Raw genomic sequence first — 19,823 nt, 5'->3', positions numbered from 1 at the left:
CCCGGGGGCGTGTGGGGGCGCCGCGCGCCTGCTGGCATGATGCGTCCTATGACTGACGTGAGCGGGCTGAGCATCGGCATTCTGGGTGGCACGGGAGACCAGGGGAAGGGTCTGGCGCGGCGGTTCGCGCTGGCCGGGCTCAAGGTGATGATCGGATCGCGGAGCGCCGGGCGGGCGCAGGAGGCGGCCGAGTCCATCGGGGGCGGGGCCACCGGCGCCGAGAACGCCGTGGTGGCGGCCGAGAACGACCTGGTGATCGTGGCGGTGCCCTACGAGGGGCACAAGGCGCTGCTGGAGTCGCTCGCCCCGCAGCTCGCCGGGAAGATCGTGGTCGACTGCGTCAATCCGCTCGGCTTCGACAAGAAGGGCGCCTACGCCCTGCCCGTCGAGGAGGGCAGCGCCGCCCAGCAGGCGGCGGCGGTGCTTCCGGAGAGCCGAGTGGTGGCGGCGTTCCACCACGTGTCGGCCGTCGTGCTCCTTGACCCGGCGGTGGAGAAGGTGGATCTCGACGTGCTCGTGCTGGGCGAGGACCGCGAGGCCACCGACACCGTGCAGGCGCTGGCCGACCTGATCCCGGGCGTGCGGGGCGTCTACGGCGGACGGCTGCGCAACGCCTTCCAGGTGGAGGCGCTGACCGCCAACATCATCTCGGTCAACCGCCGCTACAAGGCCCACGCGGGCATCCGCATCACCGACATCTAGCGTCCATCGGCCCGCCGGTCGCGGGCCTGCGCGTCGTGCGGGGCGTGGTGGCGGTCACCGCTGCGTCCCCGGGGGTGGGTGCGGTGTTCGCCCTCGGGCCCTGACCTGATCACCGTGGAGGCGACGGTGCCGCGTGACGATCGGCTCAGGCCCAGTGATCTGGCCCGCGAGCACGGGCTGTCCGCGCAGGCCGTGCGCAACTACGAGGACGACGGGATCCTGCCTCCGGCCCCGCGGGGCGATCACGGTTACCGGCACTACACGCCGGTGCACGCCCAGGCGCTCCGCGCCTTTCTCGCGCTCCGGCCGGGGTTCGGGCACCAGGGCGCGGCGGCGATCCTGCGGGCCGCCAACGCGGGTGACGAGGAGGCCGTCTTCCGTCTCGTCGACCAGGGCCACGCCGAGATCCTCCGGGACCGGGGCACGCTGGACGAGGTGGCCGCCGCCCTCGGCGTCCTCGTCTCGGAGAGCGACCCGCCGGGGCGCGGGGCGCCGACCGTCGGCGCCCTGGCCCACCAGCTCGGCCTGCACCCCGCCACGCTTCGTACGTGGGAGAGGGCCGGGATCCTCCACGCCGAACGCGACCCCGTCACCGGCTACCGCCGCTACCCTGCCGCGGCGGTACGCGACGCCCACCTGGCCCGCCAGCTCCGGCGCGGCGGCTACCCGCTGCGCCAGATCGCCCGCGCCGTCGCCAGGGTGCGGGCGGCCGGCGGCGTCGGCCCCCTGGAGGAGGCCCTGACCGCGTGGCGCTCGGGGCTCCGGCGGCGCGGCCGGGCCATGCTCGACGGCACCGCCGAACTGGCCGCCTACCTCCGCCTGCGCGGTCTCTGAGCGCTCGACGGCATGGTGGAGCCGGCCGCTCACCCCCGTCGGCACGCCACCGAGCCTGCCTTGGCCTCGCTCGGGCGTCCGAGGGCCCCGGCGCGGCCGGTCAGAGCCAGCCGGCGTCCTCGGCGATGCGGATGGCGTCGATCTTGTTGCGGGCGCCTGTCTTGGTGATCGCGCCGGTGAGGTAGTTGCGGACCGTGCCGGGGGAGAGATGCAGGCGGGAGGCGATCTCCTCCGCCGACGCGCCCCGGGCGGCCTCCTTCAGCACGGTCGACTCGCGTGGCGTCAGCGGGCTCTCGCCGTACGCCGTCGCGGCGGACACCAGCTCCGGATCCAGCACCCGCAGCCCCGCCGCGGTGCGCCTGATGGCGTCGGCCAGCCGGTCGCCGGGGGCGTCCTTGACCAGGAAGGCCTCGATGCCGGCCGCCAGCGCGCGGCGCACGTGGCCGGGCCGGCCGAGCGCGGTCAGCACCAGGACGCGGCACGCCGGGAGCCGCTCGCGCAGCTCGGCGGCGGCGGTGATGCCGTCGACCACCGGCAGGTCGATGTCCACGATCGCGACGTCGGGGCGGGTCGCGAGCGCGGTGGGCACGATCTCGTCGCCGCGCGTGACCTCGGCGACCACCTCGATGTCGGACTCCAGGCGGAGCAGCGCGGTGAGCGCCGCGCGGATCATGTGCATGTCCTCGGCCAGGATCACCCTGATCGCCGTCATGCCGGGACTTCCATCGTCAGGAGGAACCCGCCCGACTCGGCGCGTCCCGCGGTGACGGCGCCGCCGGTCTGGGCGGCACGCTCGGCGAGGCCGGTGAGGCCGCCCCGATGGACGACGGGGCCGTCGGGGACGCCGTCGTTGGCCACTTCCAGGCGCAGCTTCCCGGCGTGTGCGGAGGTGGTGATCGTGCAGGTGGTGGCGTGGCTGTGACGCAGGACGTTGGTGGCCGCCTCCCTGACGGCCCAGGCCAGCGCCTCGTCCGACCGCTTCGGCGGCGTCACGTCGGTCAGGTGGGCCTGGCAGCGCACGCCCGACGTCTCCAGCAGGGCCACCGCCCGGCGCGTCTCGTCCGCCAGCGTCAGCTCCCGGTAGCCGCGCGCCACCTGCCGCACGTCCTGCGCCGCCTCTCTGGCCACCTGGACCAGCTCCGTCACCTCGCTCCGCGCCGACTCGGGATCGCGGTCGAGCAGCCGTCCGGCCAGGTCGCCCTTGAGCGCGATGGCGGTGAGGCTGCTGCCCAGCCCGTCGTGCAGGTCGCGGGAGATGCGCAGGCGTTCCTTCAGCACGGCCGCCTCGGCCAGCTCCGCTCTGACCTCCTCCAGCTCGACGGCGAGCCGGGCCAGCCGCACCAGCGTGTAGATCATGGCCCCGGTGATGGGCACGGCGAGGGCGAAGAAGAACGACACGATGGCGAAGGGCAGGCCGAACCAGAGCGCGGTGGCCCCGTACAGGGTCATCACCGCGACGAGCGGCACTCCCCAGCGCAGCGGCAGGAACACCAGCACGCTGCCCGCCAGCATCGGCGCCGCCACCGCCGAGTAGCCGGACGGCAGCAGGAAGTCGGGCACGTAGGTGACCAGCGCCTGCAGCACCAGCGTGAGCGGGAACACGGCGGGTCGCCTGCCGCCCAGCCCGGCCCTGATGTGCAGGTGGTGCAGGGCCACGACCGCCAGCATCACGGCCGTCGCCATCAGCCCCGGCAGCATCCCGAACTGGTAGTAGAGGAGGCCGAGCAGCGTGTAGGCGACGGCGACGCCGGTGAGCAGGCCGCTCGCCATGCGCCTGGCGGAAGTGGAGGTCACGACGTCGATTATGAGCGCCTCGGCTCCCACCGGAACCAGCGCCTCAGGCTGACGAGCCCGATCAGCGTCCACACCGCCAGGTTCAGCGCGGGCATCAGCACCTCGCCGTCACGTACCGCGTCGAGCACGGCTCCGGTCGGCAGCAGGTCGAGCGCCACCCGGACGAACGACGGCAGCGGGATCGGGCCCATCGCCCCCGCGCCCACCCCGGCCAGCAGGAACACCGGCATGGCGAACGCGGCCGACAGCTCGGCACGCGGGATCGCGGCCGTGTACGCGGTGGCGAGCAGCGCCATCACCGCCGAGCCGGCCACGACGGCGGCGGCGAACAGCACCGGGTCGGCCGGCAGCGGCACGTCGGCCAGGACCCGCACCGCCAGCGCCGACAGCACGACGATGACCACGGTCTGACTCACCACGCTGGCGATCTGCCCGGCCAGGATCTGCGCGTCGGTCAGCTCGGTCGTACGCAGCCGCTTGAGCACGAGCTGGTCGCGGCGCATGGTGAGGGTGACGACCATGGTCATGAACGTGGTGATCGCCAGGATGACGGCGATCATGCCGTGGAAGACCGTGGTCGCGGCGGCCACGCCCTCGCCGGTGACGTTCCGCATGAGGACCGGCAGCCCGATGGCCAGCCCCACCGGCGTGACGACCGAGCCGAAGAGCATGCCCCGGTCCTTCCAGAACAGGCGGGTGCCGAGCCGGTAGGTGGCGGCGAGACTCATCGTGCGCTCCTGGCCAGGTCGAGGAAGAGGTCTTCGAGGGTGGCGGTGCGGACCTCCAGGCCCGCCAGCCGCAGGCCGCGCCCGGCGGCCCAGCTCAGCAGCGTCTGGGCGGCCAGGTCGGGGTCGCCGGCGCGGCACACGGCCAGCTCCCCGTCGAGCGTCACCGGCAGCGGCAGGTCCTCGGGGCGGACGCCCGCGGGCAGCCGGAACGCCACCCGCCCGCTCAGGCCCGCCAGCGTCTCAGCCATGCCGCCCGCGGCGACGACCGCGCCCTCGTCCATGATGGCCATGGCGGTGGCGAGCCGCTGCGCCTCCTCCAGGTAGTGGGTGGTCAGCAGCACCGTGGTGCCCTGCCGGGCCAGCTCGCGCACCACCTCCCAGGTGGCCAGGCGCGCCTGCGGGTCCATGCCCGAGGTCGGCTCGTCGAGGAACAGCACGTCGGGCCGGCCCAGCAGGGCCAGCGCCAGGTCGAGCCGCCGCTTCTCCCCGCCCGAGAGCTGGCGCACCCGGGTCGCGGCCTTGCCGCCCAGCCCGGCCAGCTCCAGCGCCTCGTCGCGGGGGCGGGGCGCGGAGGTGAAGCCGCGCCAGGTGTCGACGGTCTGCGCCACGGTCAGGTCGGGGAAGAACCCCGCCTCCTGCAGCATGACGCCGGTGCGCCGCCGTACCGCCGCCCGGTCGGCCACCGGGTCGAGGCCGAGCACCCGCACCGAGCCGCCGTCAGGCCGCTGGAACCCGGCCAGCAGCTCCACGGTCGTGGTCTTGCCCGCGCCGTTCCTGCCGAGCAGGGCGAAGATCTGTCCGGCGGGCACCTCGAACGAGACGCCGCGCACCGCCTCGAAGGCGCCATAACGCTTGAGCAGGTCGGTCACCAGGATCGCTGTCATGCCTCCGACCTTTCCTGGCCGGGGCGCGCGGCGGCAGTGAAGAATTCACGACCTGCGGGAGAGCTTGAGCAGCGCGTCGGTCACCGCCTCCGGGTCGACGGTCTGGTGCAGGTGGAGACCGGGGACGCGGAGCACCGGCCAGCCGCGCTGCCGGGCCTGCTCCGCCACGGTGTCGTACGGCGGGCCGAACCACAGGCACGAGCAGCGCACCGCGTCCCACCCGGCGGGGACCGGCACCGGGTCGGTGTAGAAGCCGAGCGGCAGCCGGGGCTGCTCGGCGATCAGCCGGTCGCGGACGGCCGGGTCGGGGAACATGGGCGCGACGTCCTCCTCGCTCCACCAGTCGGTCCAGCGGGGCAGCACGCCGCTCTCGCCGGCCAGCTCGCGCAGGAACGGCAGGAAGTCGTCCTGCCCCGGCTTGACCAGCCCGCGCTCCGGCGGCAGGTGGGCGTCGGCGAACACGCACGCGACCACCCGGTCGCCCAGCCCCTCCTTGATCACCGGCACGAACAGCCCGGCGTTGCTGTGGGCGGCCAGCACGATCGGGCCGTCCGCGGGCGCCGCGTCGCGCACCGCCGCCACGACGCGCGGCCAGTAGGGCGGGCCGCCCTCGGTGACGCCGCTCAGGTCGGGCACCACCGCCGGACGGCCCCGGCGCTCCAGCGCCCCGGCCACCGGCGCCCACGTCGACGGACCCACGCTGGGGCTGTGTACGAGCACGAAGGTCATGCTCCACACCTTGCCGTACGCGTGGGCACGCCCGCCGTGATGTCAGCTCCTGGCTGATCCCGGATGTGGCGGGGGATCAGACGACGAGGGTCGGCCGTGACGGCAGCCGCTCGGTGCCGTCGTAGGCCCGCCAGGCCGCCGCCAGCGCCAGCACGGCCTGCGACAGCTCGGCCTCCGGGAACAGGAAGTGCAGCCGCAGCCGGTCCGCCAGGCCGCCGAGCGGGTCGAAGGACCGGCCGGGCGGGACCGCCACCCCGTGCCGGAGCGCGACCTGGGCGAAGGAGTCGGCGTCACCGCGCGGCAGCCGGATCCAGATCGTCTGCCCGCCCCTGGCCGGTTCGAACGACCACTGCGGCAGCCGGGCGCGCAGTTCGGCGCACAGGTGGTCGTGGCGGGCGCGCAGGACTCGTACCCGAGCGTCCTTGATCTCGTCGAGGCGGCGCAGCAGCGCGGCGGCGGCGAGCTGGCTGACCACCTCCCCGCCCAGGTCGTGCACGGCGCGGAGCCGGGCGAGCCGGGCGGCCAGCGGGGCAGGGGCCCTGATCCAGCCGATGCGCATGCCGCCCCAGACGACCTTGCTCAGCGACGCGATCGTGATCACCTGCTCGCCGTCGGCGTGGGCGGCGAGCGGGGCCGGGGTGTCGCCGTCGAAGCAGAGCTCCGCGCAGACCTCGTCGTCGATCACCGGCAGGTCGTGCTCGGCGGCCAGCGCGGCCACCCGGCGGCGGGTGCGGCCGTCCATGATCGTCCCGGTCGGGTTGCTCGCGGTCGGCACGGTGTAGAGCAGCGCGGGGCGCTCCCGTACGGCATGTAAGAGATCGGCCTCCGAGCGGGTCAGGGGGTCCAGGACGGCCGGGCGGACCACGGCCGCGGCGTGCCGGAAGACCTCCAGGGCGCCCGGGTACGTGGGGGACTCGGTCAGCACGCGGTCGCCGGGCGACACCAGCAGCGCGGTCAGCAGGGTGAGCGCCTGCTGCGCCCCCGTCGTCACGACGATCTCCCGCGCGGTCGTCGGCAGGCCGCGCCGCCGGTAGTAGGCCGCCACCGCCTCACGCAGGTCGGGCTGCCCGGCGGGCTGGTAGCCCATGTCCCGCATGCCCAGCAGGCGCGCGGCCGCCTCCTCGTACGCCTCGGCCAGCTCCGGAGGCGGCTCGTCGGGGGCGGCGCAGGTCAGCAGCAGCACCCCGTCGGGCGGGTGCAGGATGTGCAGGAGCAGCGGGTTGGCCATCACGCCGTCCGCGGTGCGGGTGGCGGGCAGGTCCAGTTCGGCGACCCGGGTGCCGCTGCCCTGCCGCCGCAGCACCCGGCCCTCCCGCTGGAGCAGCTCGTACGCGGCCACCACGGTGCCGCGGCCGACCGCCAGCCGCCCGGCCAGCACCCTGTCCGGCGGCAGCAGTTCGCCGGGAGGCAGCACGCCGTCGTCGACGAGCGCCCGCAACCGGGCGGCGAGCAGCAGGTAGAGCGGCCCCCGGCCGGACGCCCAGCGGCCCAGTAAGTCGACGAGATGGTCGGTATTGGCCCCATTCATGAACCAATATTGTGGGATTGGCTCTGATCTCGCACCACTTTCCCGGAGATCCTTCATATATGACTGACTATCGGCCAGAGACCCGCGCGGTTCACGTGCCCCATCCGGTGATCGAGGGCAGCCGTCCCATCACGGTGCCCATCTACCAGACGTCCGGGTTCGCCTTCGACGACCCGGAGACCATGGCCGACGGCATGAGCAGGCCCGACGGCCCGTTCACCTACGGCCGCTACACCAACCCCACCGTCCGCTCCCTGGAGCAGGCGGTCTCCGGGCTGGAGGGCGGCGTCGCGGGCCTCGCCACCGGCTCCGGCATGGGCGCCATCAACACGGTGCTGCTCGGCCTGCTCAAGCCCGGTGACCACCTGATCGCCCAGCGGGCGTTGTACGGCGGCACGGCGGGGATGATCAACGAGCTGGTCTCGCGGTTCGGCGTGGAGGTCAGCTATGTGCCCGAACATGATCCCGCGGCGCTGCGGGCCGCCGTCCGGCCGCAGACCAAACTGGTCTATCTGGAGACCATCGCCAACCCGATGGGCCAGGTCGCCGACCTGCCCGCGATGTGCGCGGTGGCCAGGGAACTGGGCCTGATCAGCGTGGTCGACAACACCTTCGCCACGCCCCTGCTGTGCCGCCCGATCGAGCACGGTGCGGACATCGTCTGCCATTCCACCACGAAGTATCTGTCCGGCCACACGGACGTGGTCGGCGGCATGGCGGTCTTCGCCGACGACGCCCTGTACCGCAAGGTCTGGCACTTCTCGGCCGAGCTGGGGCCGACGCCGGACCCGTTCGCCGCCTGGCTCAGCCTGCGCGGGCTGCAGACGCTGGCCCTGCGGCTGGAACGCCACTGCGCCAACACCCGGCTGCTCGCCACCCGCCTGGCCGAGCACCCGTCGGTGACGGCCGTGCACTGGCCCGGCCTTCCGTCGCACCCGTCGTACGAGGTGGCGGGCAAGCTGCTGGCCGACTTCGGCGGGGTCTTCGCGTTCGACCTGGCCGGCGGGCGCGCGGCGGGGGAGCGGTTCATGCGGTCGGTACGGCTCGCGCTGGTCGCGCCGTCGCTGGGCGGCGTCGAGACGCTCATCCTGCACCCGGCCACCACCTCGCACCGCTCGCTCACCGCCGAGGAACTGGCCAGGCACGGCATCAACGAGGGCACGGTCCGGGTCGCCGTCGGCATCGAGCACGCCGAGGACCTCTGGGCGGACTTCGAGCAGGCGTTGACATAGCCCTTAGGCAATGAGGAAAATGCCTAAGTGCTGTCCGAGCTCCGCGCCGTGGCCAGCGAGCCGCGCCTGATGATCCTCGCCTGGCTCAAGGACCCGGTCGCCCACTTCCCCGCCCAGGTCGACGGCGACCTGGTGACCGACGGGGTGTGCGGCCGGTCCATCGCGGAGAAGCTCGGCATGACCCAGCCCAGCGCCACCGGCCATCTCAAGATCCTGGAGCGTGCCGGTCTGATCCGCGGCAAGCGGATCAGGCAGTGGGTGTTCTACCGGCGCGACGAGGAGCGGATAGCACAGCTCAAACGGATGATCGAGGGGGAGCTGTGACGGTGGCGTACGCGGACGTGACGGCGGCGGCCGGGAGGATCGGGGCGCACGTGCTGCGCACACCGGTCCTGGAGGTCACGCCCGAGCTGGTGCTCAAGCTGGAGCTGCTGCAGCACTCCGGCTCGTTCAAGGTGCGCGGCGCGTTCAACCGCATGCTGGCGGCCGGCGCGCTGCCGGAGAGCGGGGTGATCGCGGCCAGCGGCGGCAACCACGGGCTGGCGGTCGCGTACGCGGCGCGGGCGCTGGGGGTACGGGCGGAGATCTTCGTGCCCGAGGTGACCAGCCCGATCAAGGTGGCCGGCCTGCGGGCATTGGGCGCGCGGATCAACCAGGTGGGCGCCATCTACTCCGAGGCGGCCGACGCGGCGGCCAAGCGCGCCGCCGAGACGGGCGCCCTGTCGGTGCACGCCTACGACCAGGCCGAAGTGGTCGCCGGACAGGGCACCACCGGGCTGGAGCTGATGGAACAGACCGGCGGCGTCGACACCGTCCTGGTCGCCGTCGGCGGCGGCGGCTTCGCCGCGGGCGTCGCACTCGGGTCCGGGGCAGTGGGCGGCGGGCCGCGGATCGTGGCCGTGGAGCCGGAGCGGATCCCCACCTTCCACGAGGCGCTCAAGGCGGGCGGTCCGGTGTCCGTGACGGTGAGCGGGGTGGCGGCCGACTCGCTGGGCGCCACCGCGCTCGGCGGGATCGCCTACGACCTCCTCGCCGCGGCCGGCGCACGGAGCGTGCTGGTCACCGAGGACGCCATCGTGGCCGCCCGGCGCACCCTCTGGGAGAAGCACCGGCTGGCCGCCGAGCCCGGCGGCGCGACCGCGTACGCCGCCCTGCTGTCAGGCGCCTACCGGCCCGAGCCCGGCGAGCGGGTGGCGGTGCTGGTGTGCGGCTCCAACACCGACCCCGCCACCCTCGCCACCGGATGATCCGTCAGGTGTAAGCGTGCTCCGGTGCCGGGAAGGTGCCGTCGATGACCTCGGTGGCGAAGGTGCGGGCGGCTCGGTCGAGGTCGGCGCCCAGGTCGGCGTAGCGCTTGACGAAGCGGGCCGGGCTGGGGGTCAGCCCCATCATGTCCTGCCAGACCAGGACCTGGGCGTCGGTGCCAGGACCCGCGCCGATGCCGATGGTGGGGATCGCCAGCGAGGTCGTCACCCGTTCGGCCAGGTCGGCGGGCACGCATTCGAGCACGATCGAGAACGCCCCGGCCCGCTGCAGGTCCTTGGCGTCGGCCATCAGCTCGTCGCCCGCCTGCCCGCGCCCTTGCACGCGGTAGCCGCCGAGCACGTTCACCGACTGCGGGGTCAGCCCGAGGTGCGCCATGACGGGCACGCCCGCCGAGACGAGGGCCTCGACCTGGGGCACGACCCGGCGGCCCCCTTCCAGCTTGACCGCGTGCGCGCCGGCCTCCTTCATGAAGCGGGCCGCCGACTCCAGCGCCTGCGCGGGTGAGGACTGGTACGAGCCGAACGGCAGGTCGGCGACCACGAGCGCGCGCGACGAGCCGCGCACCACGGCCGCGGTCAGCGGCAGCAGGTCGTCGACGGTGACCGGCAGCGTGGAGTCGTAGCCGTACACGACCATGGCGGCGGAGTCGCCCACGAGCAGGACGGGTATGCCGGCCTGGTCGAACACCCGGGCCGTCATCGCGTCGTAGGCGGTGACCATCGGCCATCGCTCTCCGCGCTGCTTGGCCGCGGCGAGGTCGCGCACGGTGACCCGGCGGCCGGACGCGCCGCCGTACAGGGTGGTTGAAGACATGAGGTCAACCTCCGGAAGCGTCTCGAGGCGCCCCGGTGGCGTCCCCGGACTCACCCCCGATGATGCCAGGCGGCGCCCGGAGAAAACCAGTCGCGGAACTGTCGGTACGAGCTGGAAGAATGCTTTCGGAGGTCAGCAATCAAGATGGTTATCGAACCTTACCGGCGTCTGTTCCGGTTGCCCGGCGTGAGCGTGCTGCTGGTGGTGGGCCTGGCTGCGCGGGTGCCCATGACGGCGATGGGCATGTCTCTCACGCTGCATGTCCTGGAGACACTCAAACTGGGCTACACCGCGGCCGGGGTGATCGCCGCGGCGAGCACGATCGGCATGGCCGTCGGGTCGCCGCTGGCCGGGCGGTTCGTCGACCGTTACGGCCTGCGCCCGGTGCTGCTCGTCACCACGGTCGCGCAGGCGGTGTTCTGGTCGTGCGCCTGGGCGCTGCCCTATCCCGTGCTGGTCGTCGCCGCGGGGGTGGCCGGGCTGCTCATGCTGCCCGTGTTCGGGGTGATCCGTCAGTGCCTGGCCGCCATGGTGCCGCTCGACCAGCGCCGCACGGCGTTCTCGTTCGACTCGATGCTGGTCGAGGTGTCCTACATGACCGGCCCCGCGCTGGCGGTCTTCGGCATCACGACGTTCGGCAGCGGTCCCACGCTGACCGCCATCGCGATCGGCACCACCGGCGCCGGTGTCGGCCTGCTGCTGCTCAACCCGCCGACCAGGTCGGCGGCCGAGCTGGCGGAGCCGGCGGTCACCGTCCCGAGGCGGGTCTGGGTCACGCCCCGGCTGGTGGCGCTGCTCGGCACCGCCGCGGCCGCCACGTTCGTGCTCACCGCGACCGAGCTGGCCATGGTCGGCACGATGAAGGACAGCGGCTACACCGGGTGGATCGGCCTGGCGGTGGGCATCTGGTGCCTCTACTCGCTGATGGGCGGGTTCCTGTACGGGATGCTCTCGCGCGGGTTCTCGCCGCTGGTGCTCATCGGCCTGATGGGGGCGCTCACCGTGCCGGTGACGCTGGTCTCCGGCGGCTGGTGGTGGCTGTTGCTGGCGCTGCTGCCCGCCGGTCTGCTCTGCGCGCCGGCGCTCACGTCCACCGTCGAGACGGCCACCCGCTGGGTGCCCGCGGCGGCGCGGGGCGAGGCGATGGGCCTGCACGGCACCGCGCTGCTGATCGGCGGCGCGGCCTCGGCGCCCATCGCGGGCAAGGTCATCGACGTGTACGGGGCGCCGTGGGCGTTCGCGGTGGCCGGTGCGCTGGGTTTGGCGATGGTGCTGGTGGCGCTGCCGTTCTGGCGTCGCGGCGCGAATCCGCCGCCGGTCCCGGACGCATCAGAGGCCGAAGCGGGCACCGCGTCCGGGGTCGAGCCGGGGGCCGAAGCGAGGGCCGGGCGGGGGACCGAACCGGGGGCAGAGCCGGAGAAGGTGCCGGAGAAGGTGCCGGAGAAGGTGCCGGAGAAGGTGCCGGAGAAGGTGCCGGAGGACCTCACCGCCTGAGCCGATACGAAACGATACCGTTGCGTATCGGAACATCCTGCGATACGGTCGCGTTGCGAAACGCAGTCGTATCGATTCTAAGGTGTGCTCATGGACGAGAACGCGGGACATCCACGCCGCTGGGCGATCCTCGGCGTGCTGGTGTTCAGCCTGTTGGCGGTCGTGCTCGACAACACGATCCTGAACGTGGCGATGAAGACCATCGCCGACCCGGTGGCCGGGCTGGGCGCGACCCAGAGTGAGCTCGAATGGGCGATCAACTCGTACACCCTGGTCTTCGCCGGCCTGTTGTTCACCTTCGGGGTGATCGGCGACCGGACCGGTCGCAAGCGCATGCTGATCATCGGCATGGTGTTGTTCGGGCTGTCGTCGCTGGCCAGCGCCTACGCCCAGGATCCGGGCCAGCTGATCCTGGCGCGGGCGGCGATGGGCGTCGGCGGGGCCGCGATCATGCCGGCCACGCTCGCCATCATCTCCAACGTCTTCCCGCAACGGGAGCGCGGGAAGGCGATCGGCGTCTGGGCGGCCGGCGTCGGGCTGGCCGTGGCCATCGGCCCGGTCACCGGAGGGCTGCTGCTGGAGCGCTTCTGGTGGGGCTCGGTCTTCCTGATCAACGTGCCGATCGTGCTCATCAGCATGGCGCTGATCGCCCCGATCGTGCCGGAGTCGCGTGACCCCAAGCCGTCGCGGCTCGACCCGGTGGGCGTGCTGCTGTCGATCATCGGTCTGGTCGCCGTCGTCTACGGCATCATCCGCGGCGGCGAGCTGGCCACCGTCGCCTCCGTGGAGGTGCTCGTGCCGGTGCTGGCCGGCGTCGCGGTGCTGGCGGTGTTCGTCTGGTGGGAGCGGCGCATCGACCACCCCGCCTTCGACGTGCGCTACTTCGGCGACGTCCGGTTCACCTCCGCCATCGCCACGATCGGCATCGTCTTCTTCGCGATGATGGGCGGGATGTTCTTCCTCACCTTCTACCTGCAGGTGGCGCTGGGGTTCAGCCCGGTGCAGGCGGGGGCGCTCATGCTGCCGTTCGCGGTCGCGCAGCTCATCTTCGCGCCGCTCAGCCAGCGGGTGAACGAGAAGTTCGGGGCCAAGCTGTCGGCCACCGTCAGCCTCCTGGTGCTGACCGCGATCCTGCTCGGCTACACGTTCTTCGACCTGCACACGCCGATCCCGGTGCTGCTGGCCGTGTTCTTCGTGCAGGGTGTCGCGATGGCCAACATCATGCCGCCCGCCACGACCGCCATCATGGAGGCGCTGCCCCGCGAGAAGGCCGGGGTCGGCTCGGCCATGAGCAACACCGTCCGCCAGGTCGCCGGCGCGCTCGGCGTGGCCGTGCTCGGCTCGGTGCTGTCGTCCAGCTACCGCGGCGAGATCGCGCCTGCCCTGCAGGGGCTGCCCGCCGAGGTCCAGCACGCGGGCGGCGAGTCCATCATGGCCACGGCCGAGGTGGCGCGCTCGCTCGGGGAGCGCGGCGCGGCGCTGATGGACCAGGCCAACGCGGCGTTCGTGCACGGCATGCACATCACGTCCTTCGCCTCGGCGGTCATCGCGCTGATCGGCGCGGCGGTGGTGTTCCGGTGGATGCCCGGCAAGGCGCGTCCCGTCCCTGAGCCTGAACAGCAGGAACGAGCGGTAGTCTGAGGCCGACATGACCACCCAGCAGACAGCCAGGGCGGGCCGCCCGCGCAGTGAGAAGGCCGAGAAAGCGATCATCACGGCCACCCTCGACCTGATCGCCGACGGCATGGGCGTCGCGGAGCTGTCCATCGAGGCGATCGCGGCCCGCGCGGGCGTGGGCAAGACCACGATCTACCGGCGCTGGGCCAACAAGGAAGATCTGGTCGTCGACGCCCTGGCCACCATCCGCGAGCCGCTCCCGCCGCTGGCCGGCGAGTCGGTGCGGGGCGACCTGATCACCCTGCTCGACGTGGTGCGCAGGGAGGCGGGCCATCGCCGGGCCCGCTGCGTGATGAACGTCGCGCTGAGCGAGACCGACCGGTCCAAGCGTGTCAGCGAGCGGTTCTTCAAGCTGGCGCTGGAGCCGCGGCGGGTGGCCATGCGGGAGGTGCTCCGCCGCGGCGTGGCCAACGGCGAGCTCCGCCCCGACCTCGACGTGGAGCTCGGCATGGCGCTCCTGTCCGGCGCCATGATCTTCTTCAGCAAGTGGGGCCCGGAGGGCGACCTGCCGGAGGACCTGGCCGAACGCGTCGTCGACCACGCCCTGGCGGGCTTCACGCCGCGCGCCTAGGCTCCGGCGGCCCTAGGCAGAAGATGAGCCGTGTTCTAGTCTCGCGATCATGCGTCTCTTACGCAGGATCGCCGTCCTCATCGTGGTCGCCCTGGCTCTGCTCGCGCACTCAGGCGCGGCGCTGGCGCACGAGGAACGGCCCGTCACCTTCCCCGACGGGTCCGGCAGCGTCCCCACGCTGCGCACCGGCGAGCCCGACCTGCTGGTGTGCAAGACCGACCGGGCCGACTTCGAACGGCGCGTCGCCGGCTTCCCCGCCGACCTGAGGGAACGCAACCTCCGCCTCTTCGACGCCTGCCAGAAGGACGGCTTCCGGCACCTCCAGGAGGCGGTCGACCGGGTCGACGAACCCGGCATGACGATCGCGATGCTGCCCGGCCTCTACCGCGAGGAGCCCAGCCAGGCCACGCCCACCGGCGCCTGCGCCCAGCTCCCCGCCCGCTGGTCCGACTGGGGCTACCAGATCCTCACCTTCGAGCAGCAGCTCCAGTGCCCGCACAACCAGAACCTCGTCGCCATCCTCGGCAAGAAGAACCTGCAGATCGAGGGCACCGGCGCCGGGCCGCTCGACGTGATCGTCGACGCCGAGTACCGCAAGCTCAACGCCATCAGGGCCGACCGCGCCGACGGCGTCTACTTCCACAACCTCACCGCCCAGCGCACCACGTTCAACTCCCTGTACGTGCTCGAAACCGACGGATTCGTCATCGACCGCGTGCTCACGCGCTGGAACGACGAGTACGGTTTCCTCACCTTCGCCAGCGACCACGGCCTCTACACCGACTGCGAGTCGTACGGCAACGGCGACGGCGGCCTCTACCCCGGCAGCGCCTCGAACATCAACGACGGCCGCGGCCACGACGTGCCCCGCTACGCCATCGAGATCCGCCGCTGCAAGAGCCACGACAACGCGCTCGGCTACTCCGGCACCGCGGGCGACTCCGTGTGGGCGCACGACAACGAGTTCTACGACAACATGGTCGGCGCCACGATGGACAGCCTCTGGCCCGACCACCCCGGCCTGCCGCAGAACCACGCGCTGTTCGAGAACAACAAGATCTACGACAACAACCGCGACTACTACCGCTTCACCCGCGACGGCACCTGCTCCCGCCCGCCCGCCGAGCGCGGCTACGAGAAGGGCGTCGTCTGCCCCCAGGTGGGCGTACCGCCCGGCACCGGCGTCATCGTGGCCGGCGGCAACCACAACGTGTTCAGGGACAACCACGTCTACGACAACCGCGGTGCCGCCTTCCAGCTCTTCGGCGTGCCCGCGTTCATCCGCGGCGAGGAGGACCTGGCCAAGCAGGCCGACACCTCCAACCACAACCGCTTCGTGGGCAACGTGCTCGGCCGCAGCCCCACCGGCGAGTCGCGGCCCAACGGCATGGACGTGTGGTGGGACGGCCAGGGCACCGGCAACTGCTGGCAGAGCGACGTCGCCCTGAGCTCGCCCGCGGCGCTGCCCGCCTGCGGCGCGCGGGCCCCCGAACTGTCGGGCGGCTCCAACCGGGTGCTCGCCGAACCCGTCAAGATTGCCAAGCTGTTCCTGTGCTCCGACTTCAACGCGGCCCAGGCCCGCCTGCCCGCGGGCTGCGACTGGTTCGGCGCCTCCGGGCTCGGCCGGGTGGAGACCCAGCTCGCGCTGGGCGGCTCGCTCGTCCTGGCGCTGGTCGCGGTCCTGTTCTGGGTGCGGGCGCAGCGCGCGGCCCGGCTGCGGCGCGGCGACCCCGCGGGGAACGGCGTGCCCCGGGCCGTCGGCGAGCCGGGGGAGCGGCGGCTGAGGCTGATCGCGGCCGGGTCGATCGTGGGCCTGGCCGGGCTGGCGCTGGACGTGGTGGCGGCCGCCATGGAGGACCCGTACCTGACCGGGGTGGCGCTGCTGCTCATGGCCGGCTGGTGGCTCTGCCTGGGCGTCGCGCTGCGGCCCGGGGCGTTCGCCTGGTTCACGATCGTGCTCGGCGTGCTGGCCGCGGCCGACGCCTACGACCGGATGATCGGGATGATCCCGTTGATCCCGCTCGGCCCCGGCTGGATCCGCGGGCTCCTGACGGGCCTGTGGGTGCTCTGGGCCGTGGTCCGCCTCGCCCCGCGCCGCGCCCGTACGCCGGAGAAGACGCCCAGCGAGGCGGAGGTCACCGCGTGAGCGGACGCGCCGTGCTCGTCGCCGTGCTGAGTCTGGCGATCGCGGGGTGCGGGACGCTGTCGGACACCCACCACCGGCCGGGCAACAGCCACCAGGTGGCCACCGCCGCCCCCGCGCCGGGGGAGGCGCACGCCGAGGTCGCGATCGAGGCGGGCCGGGTCCGGCCGCCGTCCGGCTGGCTGGAGGCCGCCCGCGGCCAGACCGTCAGCATCACCGTCACCAGCGACGTCGCCGACGAGGTGCACGTGCACGGCTACGACGTCAAGGCGGCCCTGCGGCCCGGCGAACCGGCCACGGTGCGGTTCGTGGCGGACGTGACCGGGGTGTTCGAGGTGGAGACCCACGAGAGCGACCTGGTCCTCGTCCAGGTGGCGGTCCGGTGACGGCTCCCGGCGGCCTGCTGGCGCACGGCATCGGCGACCGGGCCGACCTGCCGATCCCGCTCTTCTACGCCTACGCCGGAGCGCTCGCCGCCCTCGTCGTGTCCTTCCTGGCGCTCGGCCTGCTCTGGGCCGACTCCCGCTTCCGCGGCGACCGGGCCGGGCTGCCCCTGCGCCTGCGCCTCCCCACGCGGCCGCTCCGCGTCCTCACCCTGCTCGCCGCCGCCTACACCGTCGGCTGGCTGCTGCTCGGCCCCGCGTCCCCGAACACCGGCGCGTACCTCGTCTACGTGCTCTTCTGGGTCGGCCTGATCCCCGTGTCGCTGCTGCTCGGCCCGGTGTGGCGGCTGCTCAACCCGTTCCGCCTGCTGCCCGACCGGCCCCGCCGCCCGCTGCCGGCGCGGCTCGGCTACTGGCCGGCCGCACTCGGCCTGCTCGCCTTCACCTGGATGGAGCTCGTCGCCCCCGACCCCGCCGCGCCGCCCACCCTCCTCGCCTTCCTCGCGCTGTACGCGGCCGCGCAGACGGCGGGAACCCTCCGGTACGGGCACGCCTGGCTGGAACGCGGCGACCCGTTCGAGGTCTACTCGACCCTGGCCGGCCAGCTCGCCCCCCTCGGCCGCCGGGCCGACGGCGCCCTCGTGCTCCGCAGCCCCTTCGACGGCCTGGACGCCCTGCGGCCCGCGCCCGGCCTGGTCGCCACCGTGTGCGTGCTCCTCGGCAGCACCGGCTACGACGGCTTCTCCACCACCCCCGCCTGGGTGGACGCGCTCCAGTCGGGCCCGCTCGGCCGCGTCGGCCTCGGCACGGCCGGCCTGCTGGCCGCGATCGCCGCCGTCGCCGTCCTGTACGGGAGCTGCCTGTGGCTGGCCGGCCGGATCGGCGGCACCCGCGGCCTCGCCCCGCGCTTCGCCCACTCGCTGGTCCCGATCGCCATCGGCTACCTGATCGCGCACTACTTCTCGCTGCTGGTCATCGAGGGCCAGCGCGCGGTCATCCTGGCGCTCGGGCTGGACGCCGAGGTCGACAGGGAACTGGTCTCGTCCTCGGTCATCGCGACCGTCCAGGTGCTGGCGATCATCGCCGGGCACGTGGCGGGCGTGGTGGCGGCCCACGACCGCTCGGTCCGGCTGCTGCCGCCGGCCAAGGCGGTGGCGGGTCAGATCCCGCTGTTCGTCCTCATGCTCTGCTACACCCTCGGCGGCCTGACCCTTCTCCTGGCCTGACCGCTACGGCATGCTGCTCGCCGAACGGGCCCGGCTACGTGGTCTCGCGCCAGCCGTTGGTGATGGGCAGGCGGCGGTCGCGGCCGAAGTTCTTCGGGGTGATCTTGGGGCCCGGCGGGTACTGGCGGCGCTTGTACTCGGCCACGTCCACCAGCCGGATGACCCGGGATACCAGGGCGGGGTCGTGGCCGGCGGCGATGAGCTCGCGCGAGCCCATGTCCTTCTCCACGTAGTCGTCCAGCAGCCGGTCCAGGATCTCGTACGGCGGCAGCGAGTCGGTGTCGCGCTGGTCGGGGCGGAGCTCGGCGCTGGGCTCCTTGGTGATGGAGTTCGGCGGGATCGGCTCGTCGACCTGGAGCAGGAACGACGGGTCGCCGCCGGCGTTGCGCCACCTGGACAGCTCCCACACCATGAGCTTCGGCACGTCCTTGATCGGCGCGAAGCCGCCCGCCGAGTCGCCGTAGAGGGTGGAGTATCCGGTGGCCAGCTCGCTCTTGTTGCCGGTGGTGAGCACCAGGTGGCCGTTCTGGTTCGACAGGCCCATGAGGATCATGCCGCGGACCCGGGCCTGGAGGTTCTCGGCGGCCAGGCCGGACAGCTCGATCTCCTTCTCGAAGGCGTTCACGATCTCCGCGATCGGCACCACCTGCGCCCGCAGGCCCTGGCGGCGGACCAGGTCCTGGGCGTCGGCCAGCGAGTGCTCGGAGGAGTAGCGGGAGGGCATGAGCACCACGTGCACCCGCGACGGCCCGATGGCGTCGGCGGCGATGGTGGCGGTGAGCGCCGAGTCGATGCCGCCCGACAGCCCGAGGATCACCGACTCGAACCCGTTCTTGGCCACGTAGTCGCGCACCGCCAGCACCAGCGCCGCGTACACCTCGGCGACCGTGTCCAGCGGCTCGGCCACGCTCGCGGGCTCCGGCTCGTACGCGGGGAGCGGGTCGTCGGAGAGCACCAGGCGGTCCGCGGTGATGGTGGTGCCGTCGCCGGCGTCGTACGGGAAGGCTCCCGGCTCGGCGGACGAGACCGGCAGGTCGAGGTCGCAGACGAGCAGCTCCTCGCGGAACTGGGCGGCCCGCGCCACCGGCTCGCCGCGCGCGTCCACCACGAGCGAGTCGCCGTCGAAGACCAGCTCGTCCTGCCCGCCGACCTGGTTGGCGTAGACGAGCGCGCACCCGGCCTCGCGCGCCCGGCGCGCGCACAGCTCCAGGCGGACGTCGTCCTTCTCCTTCTCGTACGGGGAAGCGTTCGGCACCACGAGCAGGCCCGCGCCCGCCTGGCCGACCACGGCCACCGGGCCGCCCTCCTGCCAGAGGTCCTCGCAGACCGCGACGGCCACGTCGACCCCGTGCAGCCGGAAGATCGGCAGCCGGTCGCCGCGCACGAAGTAGCGGTACTCGTCGAACACCCCGTAGTTCGGCAGGTGGTGCTTGGCGGTGCGGGCGACGACCCGGCCCCGGTGGAGCAGGGCGGCGGCGTCGAGCGGGGCGCCCTTGGGCTGGCCGACCCGGGGCGCGAGCCCGGCCCTGTCGACGTAGCCGACGACCACGGGCAGGTCGCCGAGGCCCTCCTGGTCGAGCCGGCGCGCCGCCTCCTCGATCGCGGCGATGCTGGCGTCCACGAAGGAGGTGCGCAGCACGAGGTCCTCGACCGGGTAGCCGGTGAGGAACATCTCGGTGAACACGGCCAGGTGTGCGCCGCGGTCGGCGGCCTGGCGGGCCCACGCCACGAGCTTGTCGGCGTTGCCGGCCAGGTCGCCTACGGTCGGGTTCGTCTGGGCCAGGGCGATGCGCAGTTGTGCCACGGCCCCAGCCTAGTA

General features: G+C 73.1%; 19 protein-coding genes. 11 read left to right on the top strand and 8 right to left on the bottom strand.

What is annotated here, in order from left to right; all coding sequences use genetic code 11:
* The first annotated feature begins 48 nt into the window (after window positions 1–48).
* Both npdG and ACGFI7_RS17740 read left to right on the top strand, forming a co-directional pair.
* Window positions 49–702, top strand: coding sequence for an NADPH-dependent F420 reductase (npdG, locus tag ACGFI7_RS17745; RefSeq protein WP_393405443.1), 654 nt, complete (start codon window positions 49–51; stop codon window positions 700–702).
* A gap of 126 nt (window positions 703–828) precedes the next feature.
* On the top strand, window positions 829–1,536 hold the full coding sequence (locus ACGFI7_RS17740; protein ID WP_393405441.1) for a MerR family transcriptional regulator: 708 nt from the start codon (window positions 829–831) through the stop codon (window positions 1,534–1,536).
* Between the two features lie 100 nt (window positions 1,537–1,636).
* Here ACGFI7_RS17740 and ACGFI7_RS17735 read toward each other — a convergent pair whose 3' ends face one another.
* The 6 genes from ACGFI7_RS17735 to ACGFI7_RS17710 all read right to left on the bottom strand — a co-directional run bounded on the left by ACGFI7_RS17735 (window position 1,637) and on the right by ACGFI7_RS17710 (window position 7,199).
* Window positions 1,637–2,248, bottom strand: a complete 612-nt coding sequence (locus tag ACGFI7_RS17735) for a DNA-binding response regulator (RefSeq protein WP_393405439.1) — start codon at window positions 2,246–2,248, stop codon at window positions 1,637–1,639.
* Window positions 2,245–3,330, bottom strand: coding sequence for a sensor histidine kinase (locus tag ACGFI7_RS17730; protein ID WP_393405437.1), 1,086 nt, complete (start codon window positions 3,328–3,330; stop codon window positions 2,245–2,247). The genes ACGFI7_RS17735 and ACGFI7_RS17730 overlap by 4 nt, the downstream gene beginning before the upstream one ends.
* Before the next feature lie 8 nt (window positions 3,331–3,338).
* Window positions 3,339–4,058: an ABC transporter permease gene (locus ACGFI7_RS17725; protein WP_393405435.1), complete on the bottom strand. Its 720-nt coding sequence runs from the start codon at window positions 4,056–4,058 to the stop codon at window positions 3,339–3,341.
* The gene (locus tag ACGFI7_RS17720; RefSeq protein WP_393405433.1) at window positions 4,055–4,942 is read right to left on the bottom strand and encodes an ABC transporter ATP-binding protein; all 888 of its coding nucleotides are present in this window, start codon (window positions 4,940–4,942) and stop codon (window positions 4,055–4,057) included. Before ACGFI7_RS17720 ends, ACGFI7_RS17725 begins: the two co-directional genes overlap by 4 nt.
* A gap of 45 nt (window positions 4,943–4,987) precedes the next feature.
* Complete coding sequence (locus tag ACGFI7_RS17715; protein WP_393405431.1) at window positions 4,988–5,671, bottom strand: alpha/beta hydrolase; 684 nt, start codon at window positions 5,669–5,671, stop codon at window positions 4,988–4,990.
* A gap of 76 nt (window positions 5,672–5,747) precedes the next feature.
* On the bottom strand, window positions 5,748–7,199 hold the full coding sequence (locus ACGFI7_RS17710; protein WP_393405429.1) for a PLP-dependent aminotransferase family protein: 1,452 nt from the start codon (window positions 7,197–7,199) through the stop codon (window positions 5,748–5,750).
* Between the two features lie 59 nt (window positions 7,200–7,258).
* On the opposite strand from ACGFI7_RS17710, the gene ACGFI7_RS17705 reads away from it, so the two are divergent.
* Genes ACGFI7_RS17705 through ACGFI7_RS17695 form a run of 3 tightly spaced genes read left to right on the top strand, consistent with a single transcriptional unit; the run spans window position 7,259 to window position 9,678 of the window.
* A complete protein-coding gene (locus ACGFI7_RS17705) occupies window positions 7,259–8,431 on the top strand; it encodes a trans-sulfuration enzyme family protein (RefSeq protein ID WP_393405427.1) in 1,173 nt (390 codons plus the stop codon).
* A gap of 27 nt (window positions 8,432–8,458) precedes the next feature.
* Entirely contained in the window at window positions 8,459–8,755 is a 297-nt protein-coding gene (locus ACGFI7_RS17700) for an ArsR/SmtB family transcription factor (RefSeq protein WP_393405425.1), read from the top strand.
* Window positions 8,752–9,678, top strand: a complete 927-nt coding sequence (locus ACGFI7_RS17695) for a threonine/serine dehydratase (RefSeq protein WP_393405423.1) — start codon at window positions 8,752–8,754, stop codon at window positions 9,676–9,678. Before ACGFI7_RS17700 ends, ACGFI7_RS17695 begins: the two co-directional genes overlap by 4 nt.
* A gap of 4 nt (window positions 9,679–9,682) precedes the next feature.
* Here ACGFI7_RS17695 and panB read toward each other — a convergent pair whose 3' ends face one another.
* Window positions 9,683–10,510 carry a 3-methyl-2-oxobutanoate hydroxymethyltransferase gene (gene panB, locus ACGFI7_RS17690; RefSeq protein WP_393405422.1) on the bottom strand — a complete coding sequence of 276 codons (828 nt, stop codon included), beginning with the start codon at window positions 10,508–10,510 and terminating at the stop codon, window positions 9,683–9,685.
* A gap of 144 nt (window positions 10,511–10,654) precedes the next feature.
* On the opposite strand from panB, the gene ACGFI7_RS17685 reads away from it, so the two are divergent.
* The 6 genes from ACGFI7_RS17685 to ACGFI7_RS17660 all read left to right on the top strand — a co-directional run bounded on the left by ACGFI7_RS17685 (window position 10,655) and on the right by ACGFI7_RS17660 (window position 18,004).
* Window positions 10,655–12,004 (top strand): MFS transporter, encoded by a 1,350-nt coding sequence (locus ACGFI7_RS17685; RefSeq protein WP_393405420.1) that lies wholly within the window; start codon window positions 10,655–10,657, stop codon window positions 12,002–12,004.
* A gap of 90 nt (window positions 12,005–12,094) precedes the next feature.
* Window positions 12,095–13,645, top strand: a complete 1,551-nt coding sequence (locus tag ACGFI7_RS17680) for an MFS transporter (RefSeq protein ID WP_393405418.1) — start codon at window positions 12,095–12,097, stop codon at window positions 13,643–13,645.
* 7 nt (window positions 13,646–13,652) lie between these two features.
* Entirely contained in the window at window positions 13,653–14,252 is a 600-nt protein-coding gene (locus ACGFI7_RS17675) for a TetR/AcrR family transcriptional regulator (protein WP_393405416.1), read from the top strand.
* Window positions 14,253–14,301: 49 nt separating this feature from the next.
* Window positions 14,302–16,398 carry a hypothetical protein gene (locus tag ACGFI7_RS17670; RefSeq protein WP_393405414.1) on the top strand — a complete coding sequence of 699 codons (2,097 nt, stop codon included), beginning with the start codon at window positions 14,302–14,304 and terminating at the stop codon, window positions 16,396–16,398.
* Window positions 16,395–16,781 carry a hypothetical protein gene (locus ACGFI7_RS17665; protein ID WP_393405412.1) on the top strand — a complete coding sequence of 129 codons (387 nt, stop codon included), beginning with the start codon at window positions 16,395–16,397 and terminating at the stop codon, window positions 16,779–16,781. The genes ACGFI7_RS17670 and ACGFI7_RS17665 overlap by 4 nt, the downstream gene beginning before the upstream one ends.
* A complete protein-coding gene (locus ACGFI7_RS17660; RefSeq protein ID WP_393405411.1) occupies window positions 16,778–18,004 on the top strand; it encodes a hypothetical protein in 1,227 nt (408 codons plus the stop codon). Before ACGFI7_RS17665 ends, ACGFI7_RS17660 begins: the two co-directional genes overlap by 4 nt.
* Before the next feature lie 34 nt (window positions 18,005–18,038).
* On the opposite strand, the gene ACGFI7_RS17655 is transcribed toward ACGFI7_RS17660, so the two are convergent.
* The gene (locus ACGFI7_RS17655) at window positions 18,039–19,808 is read right to left on the bottom strand and encodes an NAD+ synthase (protein WP_393405409.1); all 1,770 of its coding nucleotides are present in this window, start codon (window positions 19,806–19,808) and stop codon (window positions 18,039–18,041) included.
* Between the last annotated feature and the right edge of the window lie 15 nt (window positions 19,809–19,823).

Source organism: Nonomuraea sp. NPDC048826, assembly GCF_043198225.1.
Lineage (GTDB): Bacteria > Actinomycetota > Actinomycetes > Streptosporangiales > Streptosporangiaceae > Nonomuraea.
The sequence above is the reverse complement of the archived record's forward strand: the minus strand, read 5'-3'. Positions and strand labels throughout refer to the sequence as shown.